Genomic DNA, 11,792 nt, shown 5'->3' with positions numbered 1-11,792 from the left:
CGTCTCCTCGTACCTCGGTCTTGTATTCGTACCGCACCTGCTCAAAAATCTAACGGGTCGTCAGAAATGGCCCAAGGGGCGCGACGCAGGCCAGGGGAAGGGGCGCGGCATGGGGAACTTCTTGTCCGGCAAGGTGATCGCCGTCACCGGTGCCGGGCGCGGCATCGGCCGGGCGGTGGCGCTGGCCTGCGCCGCACACGGCGCCAAGGTCGTGGTCAACGACTACGGGGTCGCCCTCGACGGCAGCGAACCGAGCAGCGAGGTCGCCGACTCCGTGGTGACGGAGATCGAGGCGGCCGGCGGGGTGGCCACCGCGGTCGCCGACGACGTCTCCACCATGGCCGGCGGCCGGCGGATCGTGGACACCGCGCTGGCGCAGTACGGACGGATCGACGGTGTGGTCTGCGTGGCCGGGATCCTGCGCGAGCGGATGCTCTTCAACATGACCGAGGAGGAGTGGGACCCGGTGGTCGCCACCCACCTGAAGGGGACGTTCACCGTCTTCCGGGCGGCCGCCGCGGTGATGCGGCGCCAGCGGTCCGGAACCCTGGTGGGCTTCACCAGCGGCAGTCACCAGGGGTCGGTGGCCCAGGCCAACTACGCCGCGGCCAAGGGCGGCGTCATCTCGCTCGTACGGAGCGCCGCGCTGGGCCTGCACAAGTACGGGGTCACCGCCAACGCGGTGGCGCCCGTCGCGCACACGCGGATGTCGGCGAAGGTCCCGATGGAGCTGACGGAGATCGGCGAGCCGGAGGACGTGGCGGCGTTCGTCGTCTACCTGCTGAGCGAGCGGGCCCGCGAGGTCACCGGACAGGTCTACACGGTGGCCGGGCCCAAGATCGCGGTGTGGGCCCAGCCTGCGGAACTGCGCGCCGTGTACGCCGACGCGTATGCCGAGGGCGGAGGGTGGACCCCGGAGAAGGTCGCCGAGGTGGTGCCGGAGGCCGTCGGCGCGGACCCGATGCCTGCCCTGGCGCAGCGGCATGAACTTTGACTTCGAGCGCGAGGACGACGGCTTCCGGACCGAGGCCAGGTCCTGGCTGACCGAGCATCTCGCGGACGCCGGCGCAGAGTTGGCGGGCGACCGCAGCGGCCTCGCCTGGGAGCGGGAACTCGGCGCCGGCGGGTGGATCGGGATCGGATGGGACCGTACGCACGGAACGTACGGCAACCGTACGGCGAGCCTGACGCAGCAGATCGTGTGGGCCGAGGAGTACGCACGGTCCGGGGCGCCGCGGCGGATCGGGCACATCGGGGAGAACCTGCTGGCGCCGACGCTGATCGCGTACGGGGACGACGCCCAGCGGCGCCGCTTCCTCCCGGCCGTCGCGCGGGGCGAGGAGCTGTGGTGCCAGGGCTACAGCGAGCCGGACGCGGGGTCGGACCTGGCCGGGGTGCGGACGGTGGCGATCCGGGACGGGGTCGTCTACCGCATCCGCGGCCAGAAGATCTGGACCTCACTGGCCAGGGAGGCCGACTGGTGCTTCGTACTGGCCCGGACCGATCCGGACGAGCGGCGGCACCGGGGGCTGTCGTTCCTCCTGGTGCCGATGGACCAGCCGGGCCGTATCGACGTCCGTCCGATCCGTCAGATGTCCGGGGCCGCCGACTTCAACGAGGTGTTCTTCGACGGAGCGGTGGCCGCCGCCGGACATGCGGTGGGCGGGGAGGGTGCCGGCTGGCGCGTGGCGATGGGGCTGCTGGCGCTGGAGCGCGGGGTGTCCACGCTCGTCCAGCAGATCGGATTCGCGGCGGAGTTGTCCGAGGTGATCGCCGCGGCTGTCCGCTCCGGCGCAGTCCAGGACCCGTTGATGTCCGCGCAACTCATCCATCACTGGGCGGAGCTGAAGATCATGCGCTGGAATGCGATGCGGACACTCGGTGCGTCCGGGGACGCGGGCGCACCGAGTGTCGCGAAACTGCTGTGGGGCGGCTGGCATCAGCGGCTGGGGGAGCTGGCGATGCGCGTACGGGGCGCGACGGCGGCACTGGGCCCCGCCGACTGGTCCCCCGAGGCGCCCTACGAACTCGACCCGCTCCAAAGACTTTTCCTCTTCACCCGCGCCGACACCATCTACGGCGGCTCGGACGAGATCCAGCGCACCATCATCGCCGAGCGCGTACTCGGCCTGCCGAGAGCTTCCCGAGAGCTCCCGGAGAGCCGGGCGTTGAGGAGGGCTGACCGGCGATGAGAGGCGTCATCTTCGACGGCGAGCGGGCGCGGGTGGTGGACGATCTGGAGGTACGGGATCCGGGGCCGGGCGAGGTACTGGCAGGCATCCGGGCAGCGGGCCTGTGCCACTCCGATCTGTCAGTGGTCGATGGGACGATTCCCTTCCCGGTACCGGTGGTGCTGGGGCACGAGGGAGCGGGGGTGGTGGAGGCCGTCGGCCCGGGCGTCAAGCATGTGGCACCCGGCGATCACATTGCCCTGTCGACCCTGGCCAACTGCGGGACGTGCGCGGACTGCGACCGAGGACGGCCGACGATGTGCCGCCAGGCGATCGGGATGCCCACGCGGCCGTTCCGGCGACGTGACGGCACGAAACTGTTCAACTTCGCGTCCAACTCATCATTCGCGGAACGTACGGTCGTCAAGGCCGTCCAGGCGGTGAAGATCCCGGAGCAGATACCCCTGGCGTCGGCCGCGCTGATCGGGTGCGCGGTGCTGACCGGGGTGGGCGCGGTCCTGAACCGCGCGCGGGTGGACCACGGGGAAGCGGTCGTGGTGCTCGGAACCGGAGGCATCGGCCTCAATGTGCTCCAGGGAGCGCGGATCGCCGGGGCGTCGACGATCGTCGCAGTGGACTCGAACCCTGCGAAGGAGCCGGTGGCCCGCCGGTTCGGCGCCACACACTTCGTGACCGCGCCGACTGCGGCGAACGGCGGGCCAACGCTGAAGGAGTTGGTCCGGGAAATCCTGCCGACCGGCGCCGACCACGCCTTCGAGTGCGTGGGCAGTACCCGGCTGATCCGCCAGGCGATCGACCTGCTGGACCGGCACGGCCAGGCAGTGCTGCTCGGCGTCCCCCCGGCGAGCGCGGAGGCGTCGTTCCTGGTGTCATCGCTCTACCTGGACAAGTCCATCCTGGGCTGCCGCTACGGCTCGGCCCGCCCCCAGCGCGACATCCCCCGGTACGCCCGCCTCTACCTGGAAGGGCGGCTCATGCTGGACGAGTTGGTGACGCGGACGTACCGGGTGGAGGACTTCGCGGGAGCAGCAAACGCCACGCTTCAGGGCAGATCCGCCCGAACGGTGCTGACCTTCGGCTGACGGCCTGTGTCGCTACCGGCCGATGCCCTGTTCGCGTCCTCGTCCCTCGTGGTATCCGTCGTTGGCCTCGTTGTAGGCGGCGAGCGCCAGTCGTTCCGCCTCCTCGGAGGACAGGCCGGCCTGCTTCGCGGCGGTCAGCGCCGCACTGCGGGTCGCCTGTGCGACATTCTCCCGGTTCGATTCAACGTAGGTATCGGCATCCTGCTCGGCGGCGACGCTGGAGTCCCGTGAGTACTTCTTCTGGACGTTCTCTTGCGCTTCCTCGACTCCCATATGGGCCAAGTCACCACCGAGAGGGATCCATCCGACACTCACATCGACGATGCGGCCTGCCCACTTGGATTTCTCCTCCAGGGACTTGTTGTACCGCTCGTCGTCAGCGATCTTCTCGTCGTACGTCGCGACAGCACGCGATTCGGTGAGGATGCCCTCGATGGTGACTCCTGGCCGGACCACATCCTTCACCAATGTGGCCCGCTCCGCTTCATCACTGGAGTGAATGGCGTTCCTGATCGCTTCCTGCGTGGCCGCCTGCTGGGCATTCGCGATCGCACCATAGGCGTCCGGGTCCTTGCCCACCGCGCCGATGAAGGCCGTCAACGGGCCGTTGTTCAGCCCCCCACTGGAGAGTTTCGCGTCCTCGCCGTTTGCCGGGAAGTAGGTGCTGTTGCCGTCTCCGCCGGCCATGGCCCTCTGAACGTCCAGCATGTACTCGGCTGTGATGTTTCCGAGGCTGTCGTTGATACAGGCGAACCGTCCTCTCTCCGCCTTGTTGAGGAGGTCGGGCTCGTTCCCGAACTTCTCGACGACGTCGTGCATCAGCTGCGCCTGCCCCGCGGAATGCGGACCTGCGGACTTCTCGGTGTCGTCGTCAGGATTACGGCTCGTGAGGGCTGCTTCGAGAGCCTGACCGAAGGCGTCACGTCCTTCCTGACCCACCCCCGGTTCGCGTAGCCCCATTTCGACCGCCCTGTCCTCGCCCAGCTGCCCCCACTGGAAGTCCTCGGATGTGTACATATCGAAGTAGTTGGTGATCGGCTTCCCGTCCTCATCGGTGCCGAGGTCGGGAGCGCCATCCCTCGGCGTACCGTCTTCGTTGTACGCGTGGGGTGGCTCGGTGAAGAACTGCTCGGCGATCGACGGGTTGTGCGACAGCGCGGTCATGAAGCCGGATGCCCGGAAGCTATAGGGATGTTCTACCTGAAGCTGTGCTACGTGCTCTGTTACCGGAAGCAGGAAGTGAGAGTCGTATTCGCCGTACCGCACGACGTCTCCGAGAGCGTTGTAAGCCTTGGGGTCTTCCGACCCTTCCTTGCGTAGCTGGTCGTTCCATTCGTCGGACAGATGCGGCTCATTGACCCGATTGGTGGCTGTCGCCAAGGAGTAGCCGAGGTCCTTCTGGAGGTCCGCGTAGAACTTCTTGCGCTCCTCGGAGACCATGGGATAGTCCTGATCGAGCCAGAAGGAGATGTCGCGGAAGGTGTCCAGCGTCCCCTCGGGACCAAGGGACTTGTAGAAGTTGGTGCTGAATTCCGGCGAGTTGCGATTGCGGTGCACGAGTCGCTGGAACTCCTCGCGCTCCTCATCGCTGAGATCTCCACTTTCGGCCAGCTCCGCGGCGCGCGTGGCATCGGCCCTGGCCTGCCGCTTCGCCTCGCGTTCCGCCTCCCGCTCCGCCTCGCGTTTGGCGGCTGCCTCAGTGAGGGATTTGGCGACGCCCTTGTCGTTGAAGTCGTCCTTACGGCGCCCGAGGTCGTTGCGCAGGGCCCAGGAGGTGGTCTCGTCGATCTCGGCAGCGCGCTCCAGCACGGCAGTGATCCGCCGGGCGAAGGCGTCGACCTTCTGCTGCTCCTGCTGCCCGTCGCCGTCTTCCGATTCGCCGGCCGTGGAGGAATTGCCCTCCAAGGCCTTGCGGGGGATGACCTCGCCGTTGCCGCTGACGTACAGGCCCAGGTTCTTGGCCTCCACGTCGGCGAGATGATGCAGGTCGGCTTTGGCTTGCTTCAGCTGGGTGTGTGCGTCGGCGAGGACTCCGTGTATGCCCTTGGCCTCGACGCCCGCGTCCTCGTACTCCCGTCCGCAGGCTTTGAGCTGGCTGCGCGCATCCTCAACCATGCCCCTCGGCCCCGTCCAGGCGGACGCGTCGAAGGGCTTCTGCACCCGATCCGTGAACGAGGTGCGCAGGGTTTTGAACTTGCTTCCCACCTCCGCCCAGCGGTCGACAGCGGTTTTGAGAGTGGTCAGGTCGAGGTGGTACAGCTGCTCGTACGTCGGCATTTCGATCGCCCCCGTGGTGTATGCGAACGGACAGTGTGCGCTCTATCTATGGAAAACAGGCGGAGTTCATCCAAATGGGGACGGAGAATGAGTCCCCTTGGCGACATCGGAAAAGGCCGATGCGTTCTGCGTCTCTACAGAGCTGTAGTTTTCGGCGGTCTCCATGCAGCGAGTGCCCAAGGAATGGCACTTTCCGGCAAGGGCGGACGTCTGGCTTGACCAGACCTCGACCAGATTGTCCAGAGCCGTGCCCAGCTTGCCGTCCCACATGCCTCCCCTGAAGGACTGGGACGCCCCCCTGGTCTCGTCGACCGGGTGCTTGCCCGCCGTCTCCGTCTCCCCCGCGACCTCAGTGGCCCCGGTGCCCGCCTTGCGCAGCTGCGCGGCGTCACCGAGCTCGATATCGCCTACTGACATTCCCGCTCCATAAGTCACTATTGTGTGCATATGGTTTGGCGAAAGCGTAGTGAACGGTGTTCCTGAGCGGATTTCGCCCGGCCGTCGCGCCCGCCTCCGTACGCTGCCAAACGCTCAACCGTACCGTACGGCTGCGTATGTATTGCACTGGCTGAGGGGGTGCTCGACGGAAGTCGCCTCGACGGGGTGCCCGTCGAATTCCGTTTCTGCGGAAAGGAGCCGGAGGAAGCCGCGGAGCAAAGCAAAAAAAGGGAGCCTACGGGCTGAAGACCCCGAAGCCACCCCGGTGGAAAAGCAGCGGGCCGGCTTCGGCGGCGGTCGGGTCTGTGCCCAGGGCGGCGACGCGGCCGACGACGATCAGGTGGTCGCCCCCGGTGTGCACGGCGTGGATGGTGCAGTCGATCCAGGCCGGGACGTCCGCGAGGCGTGGTGAGCCGGTGGCCGGTGCGGGGCGGTGGGAGACACCGGCGAACTTGTCGGCGCCGCTGACGGCGAAGGCGCGGCAGAGGCCGCCCTGGCCGGCGCCGAGGATGTTGACGCAGAAGACGCCGGCGCGGGCGATCCGCGGCCAGGTGGTCGACGTACGCGCCACCATGAACGCCACCAGGGGCGGGTCGAGGGAGAGGGAGGCGAAGGACTGGCAGGCGAAGCCGGCCGGGCCGGGCTCGTCCGGGTCGGGATCGCGCGGGTCGGACCCTCCGGGGGATGTGATGACGGTGATGCCGCTGGCGAAGTGGCCCAGGACGGTGCGGAATTCGGCCGGATCGGGGGCGAGCGGGGCACGTTCGTCGTCGCGTACGGTGCGCAGGGCGGGGCGTGGAGCCGGACGTGGGAGGGGCGTGGTGGACGTGGCGGGTGTGGCGGCAGTGGTCGGGGCCCCGACGGAGCGCAGGTACCGCACGGCCGTGGCAGCCATTCCGGCGTGTCCCATCATGCCGTTCATTGAAACTGATGAAGCGTCAGTTGGGAAGCTCCGGGGAGCGGGTGGGCAGGGGGCGTACGCGGGCGGTGGTCACCCGGAGGTGTGGTTTGGCCGGCGGCCGGGCGGTGGGTAGGGGCGGGTGGCCGATCGCCCTGGACGCGTGGGGAATTGAGGAAGGAGAATCCCGATTGCGTGCCGTGCGCACGGGTAGCGTCCACCACGGCCGCGTCCGTAGCAGAGCAGCACGGGGGAGTCCCGGTACATGGCCGATGCGACACCGTCACCTGGTTCGTCAGCTTCACCCACTTCATCTGCCTCATCCGCTTCATCCACCGCGTCGCCGACCTTCGACGAGGTCTTCTGCGGGCTGTTGCCCAGGCTCTACCGAAGGGCGGTGATGCTGGCCGGTTCACGACAGTCCGCGGAGGATGTGGTGCACGAGGCGTACCTCAGACTCGCCGCCCGGCCGCAGCGCTTCCTCGCCCATCCGGAGCCGTACGCCTATGCCTTCACCGCCGTACTCAACGTCGCCCGGGACGCCTACCGCAAGGACCGGCGCCAGGTGCTGGTCGACAGGATGGAGGGCGTCGAGGAGGCCGGTGCGGGCGCGGGCCCCGGGGCGGCGGCCGGGGCAGCCGGGGCGGACGGGTGGGACGGCGGCTGGGACGGCGGGGTGGAGCGGCGGCACGCCGAGATCGAAGCGGTGCGCCTGTTAGGGCGCCTGTCGCACCGCCAGGCCGGCATCGTCATCCTCGTCGACCTCGACGGCTACACCATCGACCAGGCCGCCCAGATCATGAAGGTGCACCGGGGCACCGCCGCCCGGCATCGCGCCCGCGCGCTGGACAGGCTGCGCGCTTACCTCATTGAATCGGAGTACGGGCAGGCCGGGAGGTGAGCAGCACGGTGGGTGTGGGGTCACGGTACGGCGGCGGCGCCGCAGGCAGCGGCGGCCGGGGCTTCGGGGACGGTGGGGGATTCGGGGACGGCCGGGGCTTCGGCGATGGCCGGGGCGGTGGCGCCGAAGACGAGGCCGAGGCGCTGCTGCGCGCCCGGCTGCGGCTCGCGGACGAACAGATCGACACCCCGCCGGGCCTCTGGGAACGCATCAAGGAGACCGCCGACGCGCCGGCTCCGGCAGCGGTGTCGCTCGCACCGGCGCGCAGAAGACGGCCGTTCGGGCTCGCGGTCGCGCTCGCGGTCGCCGCCGCGGTCGTCGCGGTGGGGCTGGGGGTGTGGTGGCTGGTGCGCCCCGGTTCCGTCGGTCCGGAGCCCGCCGGACCGCCGCCGACGGTGACGATCACGGTTTACAACAGCGAGCAGGCCTGCCGTAGTGGCCGCTCCCTGGAGTGCGCGCTACGGCTGGCGAAGGACCCGCACACCGAGTACGCCGCGGCCGGCAACTCCGTCGGACGGGTCTGGCACGGCGACGAGCTGGCCGCGCGCTGCGTCGTCACGGACGGGCAGATGGTCCGCGACGAGGCGGGGATCACCTCCACCCGCTGGTATCTGGTCACCAGCGGGCAGGGGGCGCAGGGGTGGCTGCCCGGGGTGCGGACCCGTAATACGCGTGAGGTGCCGGTGTGCCCAGCGGACGTGCGGTAGATGCGGTGGACGCGTCAGCGGTGGTGTGGCGTCATCGGCCCCGGTACGCGGGTCGGCGTCGTGCCACGAAGGACGTGACGCCTTCCCTCGCGTCCTCGGTCGTCATGATGATCTCCTGAGCCGTCGCCTCGGCGGCGAAGGCCGTACCGCGGTCGGACTCCAGCGAGGCGTTGACCAGCTGCTTCGTCAGAACCAGCGCGCGGGTCGGGCCGGCTGCCAGCCGGTCGGCCCACTCCTGGGCCGTCCGCTCCAACTCGCCATCCGGAACGACCCGGTTGACCAGCCCCAGGCGCGCGGCCTCGGCGGCCGGTACGGCGTCACCGAAGAACATCAGCTCCTTCGCGCGCTGCGGTCCGATCAGCCGGGGCAGGAGGTAGGCGCCGCCGCCGTCCGGGACCAGACCGCGGCGGACGAACACCTCGATGAAGCGGGCCGATTCGGCGGCCAGCACCAGATCGCAGGCGAAGGCGAGGTGGGCGCCGAGTCCGGCCGCGGTGCCGTTGACGGCGGCGATGACCGGCTTCTCGCAGTCCAGTACCGCGGCGATGAACCGCTGGGCGCCGCGCCGGATCAGCCGGGCGACATCGCCGGCCACCCGTTCGCCCGCCTGCGGCGCACCACGCAGGTCGGCACCGGAGCAGAAGCCCTTGCCGGTCGCGGTGATGACGACCGCCCGTACGTCCGGGTCGGCGGAGGCGTCCGCGAGCCGGGCGATCAGGCGTTCGCGCTGGTCCCAGGTGAGGGCGTTGAGGGCGTCGGGTCGGTTGAGAGTGATCCACGCGACGCCGTTGTCAGTGGTGTGCAGTATCAATGAATCGGCGGGCCCGGCAGTGCTGTTGGGGCCGGCGGAGGACGTGGAATCAGGAGTGCCGGGGGACGAGGAGGGCGTCGTCATGGGGGAGCGACTCCAGGGAGCGGGAGTGGGAGTGGGAGTGCGGCCGAGGGCGCGGGCATCAATGGCAGACGGCGAGTGCGTCCAGAGCCACCGCGCCCTGTCCGCGCGGCAGCACCACCAGCGGATTGATGTCCAGCTCGGCCAGTTCACCGTCCATTTCGAGGGCCATCCGCTGCACTCGCAGGACGACCTCCACGAGCGCGTCCACATCCGAGGGCGGCGCGCCCCGTACGCCGTCCAGCAGGGCGCGGCCGCGCAGCTCGTCCAGCATCGCGCGCGCCTGGTCCTCGCCGAACGGCGGTACCCCCACGGCGGCGTCCCGCAGGACCTCCACGAGGATTCCGCCGAGGCCGACGGTCACGGTCGGCCCGAAGAGGCGGTCGTGGGTGACACCGACGACCGTCTCGACGCCCCGCTCGATCATCTGGCAGACCAGGACTCCGTCCAGCGGGATGTTCTCGTAGCGGGCGATGTCGGTGAGTTCGCGGTAGGCGTCCCGGACCTGGCTGGCCGAGGTCAGTCCGACCTTGACCAGGCCGAGTTCGGTCTTGTGCGCCAGCTGCGGCCCGGAAGCCTTCATGACGACGGGGTAGCCGACCTGGCTCGCCGCCCGTACGGCGGCCGCCGCGCTGGCCACCAGCTGTTCGCGCGGGACGCGGATGCCATAGGCGCGCAACAGCTGCTTCGCCGCGTGTTCGCTGAGCTGCTGGCCGGGGCGCATCAGGGCCTGTGCCTTGCGGGCGGACGGGGACGGGATGCGCGGCGCGTCGTCGAAGGGGGAGCGGTAGCCGTCGGTGAAGCGGTGGTGGTCGAGGTAGGCCCGGACGGCGGTGATGCAGTTGGCGAAGGTACGGAAGGTCGCCACCCGCGTGGAGCCGAGCAGAGTGCTGCGGTAGGCGTCCTCGGTGCCGACCGGCGAGCCCCAGACCACGCACACCAGCTTGTCCGTCCGCTCCGCCGCGGCCACGAGATCCTGGGCGAGCCGGTCGCTCATCGGCGGGAAGGGGCCGGTGATCGGGCAGATCAGCACGCCGACGGCCGGGTCCGCCAGGATCGCGTCGATGATCTTGCGGCCGCGCCAGTCGCCGACCGGATGCCCACCGCTGTCGACCGGATTGGCGACGCTGAGATCGTCCGGTATCCACTGGTGCAGCTCGGCCTGCTTGGCGTCGTCGAGGGCGGGCAGCCGCAGCCCGGCCGCTGCCGCGAGGTCGGCGAAGTGGGCACCGGTGCCGCCGGAGATCGAATAGACGGCGATGCCCTCGGCGGTGGGCCGCTTGGCGCGGGCCAGGAGGGCGGCGGTGTCCTGCAGCTCGTCGAGCCCGTCCACCCGTATCACGCCGAACTGCCGCATCGCGGCGTCCACGACCTCGTCCGCGCCGGTCAGCTTGCCGGTGTGCGAGGCGGCCGTCCGGGCACCGGTCTCGGTGCGGCCGACCTTGACGGCGACGACGGGCACCTTGTTACGGGCCGCGCGGTCGGCGGCGAGCAGAAAGGCCCGGCCGTCCTTGAGGCCTTCCACATACGCGGCGATCGCGCCGACCTCGGGGCGCGTGGCGAAGTAGGAGAGGAAGTCGGCGGTCTCCAGATCGGCCTCGTTGCCGGTGGGAGCCCAGTGGGAGAGGCGGATGCCCAGCTGCTGAAGGGTGAAGACGGGGCGGCCCTGGTGGCCTGACTGCGTGATCAGGGCGATGGCCGGCCCTTCGAGGTCCTCGCGGAACTCCTCGAAGGCGTTGAGATTGGTATTCGGGCCGAGCAGCCGAAGTCCGGAGCGTCCGACCGCCTCGGCCAGCCGGGCCTGGGCGGCCGCCCCCCGCTCCCCGGTCTCGGCGAAGCCGGAGGCGAAGACCACCGCGAACTTCACCTCGGCCTCGGCGAGTTGGCCTATGAGGGGTAGCGGGTCCGCGACCAGCAGCACGGCGAGGTCGACCGGTTCGGGCAGATCGGCGACGGTGGCGTAACAGGGCATGCCGAAGACCTGCTTGCGGCCCGGATTGACCGGGTGGAGCCGGGCGCCGGCCCGCTCCGCCCAGGCGATGAGCCGTCGGGTGATAGCGGTGTTGGGGCGGCCTTCGGCATCCGAGGCGCCGAGCACCGCCACCGACTCGGGCTGGAAGAACCGGTCCAGATCGGGCACCGCGGCGTGCAGCGGCCGGCCGCTGACATCCAGGTCGGCCCCGGCGCCGGCGTTCTGCCCGGGGCCGGGGCCGCCGCCGCGACGCTGATGCTGCGCGCTCATACCGTGAACGGTGTGCGGTGGTCGCTCCCCACAGGCCACGATGCGGGCCGGCCGGGAGTGCGTGGTGAGGGTGCCGTACGTCGATCCGAGCATCGCAGCCGCCACTCCTGTGTGAGAGCTCTCGTCGCCTGATACCTGCCGTGCGTACCTGCCCGCGTACCTG

The 11,792-nt window shown here is 69.8% G+C and carries 10 protein-coding genes; 5 read left to right on the top strand and 5 right to left on the bottom strand.

The window, feature by feature from the left end; genetic code table 11:
• Positions 1-109 precede the first annotated feature (109 nt).
• Genes AZE13_RS13630 through AZE13_RS13620 form a run of 3 tightly spaced genes read left to right on the top strand, consistent with a single transcriptional unit; the run spans position 110 to position 3,274 of the window.
• Positions 110-994: an SDR family oxidoreductase gene (locus AZE13_RS13630; RefSeq protein ID WP_066930751.1), complete on the top strand. Its 885-nt coding sequence runs from the start codon at positions 110-112 to the stop codon at positions 992-994.
• A complete protein-coding gene (locus AZE13_RS13625; RefSeq protein ID WP_066930749.1) occupies positions 984-2,192 on the top strand; it encodes an acyl-CoA dehydrogenase family protein in 1,209 nt (402 codons plus the stop codon). Before AZE13_RS13630 ends, AZE13_RS13625 begins: the two co-directional genes overlap by 11 nt.
• A complete protein-coding gene (locus tag AZE13_RS13620; RefSeq protein WP_066930747.1) occupies positions 2,189-3,274 on the top strand; it encodes a Zn-dependent alcohol dehydrogenase in 1,086 nt (361 codons plus the stop codon). The genes AZE13_RS13625 and AZE13_RS13620 overlap by 4 nt, the downstream gene beginning before the upstream one ends.
• A 12-nt stretch (positions 3,275-3,286) precedes the next feature.
• Here the strand turns inward: AZE13_RS13620 and AZE13_RS13615 are convergent, their stop codons facing one another.
• The 3 genes from AZE13_RS13615 to AZE13_RS13605 all read right to left on the bottom strand — a co-directional run bounded on the left by AZE13_RS13615 (position 3,287) and on the right by AZE13_RS13605 (position 6,884).
• A complete protein-coding gene (locus AZE13_RS13615) occupies positions 3,287-5,551 on the bottom strand; it encodes a hypothetical protein (protein WP_066930745.1) in 2,265 nt (754 codons plus the stop codon).
• A 66-nt stretch (positions 5,552-5,617) separates the two neighbouring features.
• Positions 5,618-5,968, bottom strand: a complete 351-nt coding sequence (locus AZE13_RS13610) for a type VII secretion target (protein ID WP_066930742.1) — start codon at positions 5,966-5,968, stop codon at positions 5,618-5,620.
• 256 nt (positions 5,969-6,224) lie between these two features.
• Positions 6,225-6,884, bottom strand: a complete 660-nt coding sequence (locus AZE13_RS13605) for a flavin reductase family protein (RefSeq protein WP_066931384.1) — start codon at positions 6,882-6,884, stop codon at positions 6,225-6,227.
• Between the two features lie 268 nt (positions 6,885-7,152).
• Here AZE13_RS13605 and AZE13_RS13600 point away from each other — a divergent pair, with 268 nt between their 5' ends.
• Positions 7,153-7,788 carry an RNA polymerase sigma factor gene (locus AZE13_RS13600; RefSeq protein ID WP_258527785.1) on the top strand — a complete coding sequence of 212 codons (636 nt, stop codon included), beginning with the start codon at positions 7,153-7,155 and terminating at the stop codon, positions 7,786-7,788.
• A gap of 8 nt (positions 7,789-7,796) precedes the next feature.
• Complete coding sequence (locus AZE13_RS13595) at positions 7,797-8,495, top strand: hypothetical protein (protein WP_309302188.1); 699 nt, start codon at positions 7,797-7,799, stop codon at positions 8,493-8,495.
• A gap of 31 nt (positions 8,496-8,526) precedes the next feature.
• On the opposite strand, the gene AZE13_RS13590 is transcribed toward AZE13_RS13595, so the two are convergent.
• Positions 8,527-9,390 carry an enoyl-CoA hydratase/isomerase family protein gene (locus AZE13_RS13590; protein WP_079123974.1) on the bottom strand — a complete coding sequence of 288 codons (864 nt, stop codon included), beginning with the start codon at positions 9,388-9,390 and terminating at the stop codon, positions 8,527-8,529.
• A 58-nt stretch (positions 9,391-9,448) separates the two neighbouring features.
• Complete coding sequence (locus AZE13_RS13585; RefSeq protein WP_066930733.1) at positions 9,449-11,722, bottom strand: acetate--CoA ligase family protein; 2,274 nt, start codon at positions 11,720-11,722, stop codon at positions 9,449-9,451.
• Between the last annotated feature and the right edge of the window lie 70 nt (positions 11,723-11,792).

It is taken from the genome of Streptomyces sp. NBRC 110611 (genome assembly GCF_001590865.1).
In the GTDB taxonomy this organism is placed as follows: domain Bacteria; phylum Actinomycetota; class Actinomycetes; order Streptomycetales; family Streptomycetaceae; genus Streptomyces.
Note: the sequence above shows the minus strand (reverse complement) of the source record. Positions and strands in the feature narration are given on the sequence as shown.

Coding starts and splice junctions, on each gene's coding strand:
- AZE13_RS13590 (WP_079123974.1), bottom strand. CDS start 9,390: ATGACGACGCCCTCCTCGTCCCCCGGCACTCCTGATTCCACGTCCTCC.
- AZE13_RS13615 (WP_066930745.1), bottom strand. CDS start 5,551: ATGCCGACGTACGAGCAGCTGTACCACCTCGACCTGACCACTCTCAAA.
- AZE13_RS13600 (WP_258527785.1), top strand. CDS start 7,153: ATGGCCGATGCGACACCGTCACCTGGTTCGTCAGCTTCACCCACTTCA.
- AZE13_RS13620 (WP_066930747.1), top strand. CDS start 2,189: ATGAGAGGCGTCATCTTCGACGGCGAGCGGGCGCGGGTGGTGGACGAT.
- AZE13_RS13605 (WP_066931384.1), bottom strand. CDS start 6,884: ATGGCTGCCACGGCCGTGCGGTACCTGCGCTCCGTCGGGGCCCCGACC.
- AZE13_RS13585 (WP_066930733.1), bottom strand. CDS start 11,722: ATGCTCGGATCGACGTACGGCACCCTCACCACGCACTCCCGGCCGGCC.
- AZE13_RS13610 (WP_066930742.1), bottom strand. CDS start 5,968: ATGTCAGTAGGCGATATCGAGCTCGGTGACGCCGCGCAGCTGCGCAAG.
- AZE13_RS13625 (WP_066930749.1), top strand. CDS start 984: ATGAACTTTGACTTCGAGCGCGAGGACGACGGCTTCCGGACCGAGGCC.
- AZE13_RS13630 (WP_066930751.1), top strand. CDS start 110: ATGGGGAACTTCTTGTCCGGCAAGGTGATCGCCGTCACCGGTGCCGGG.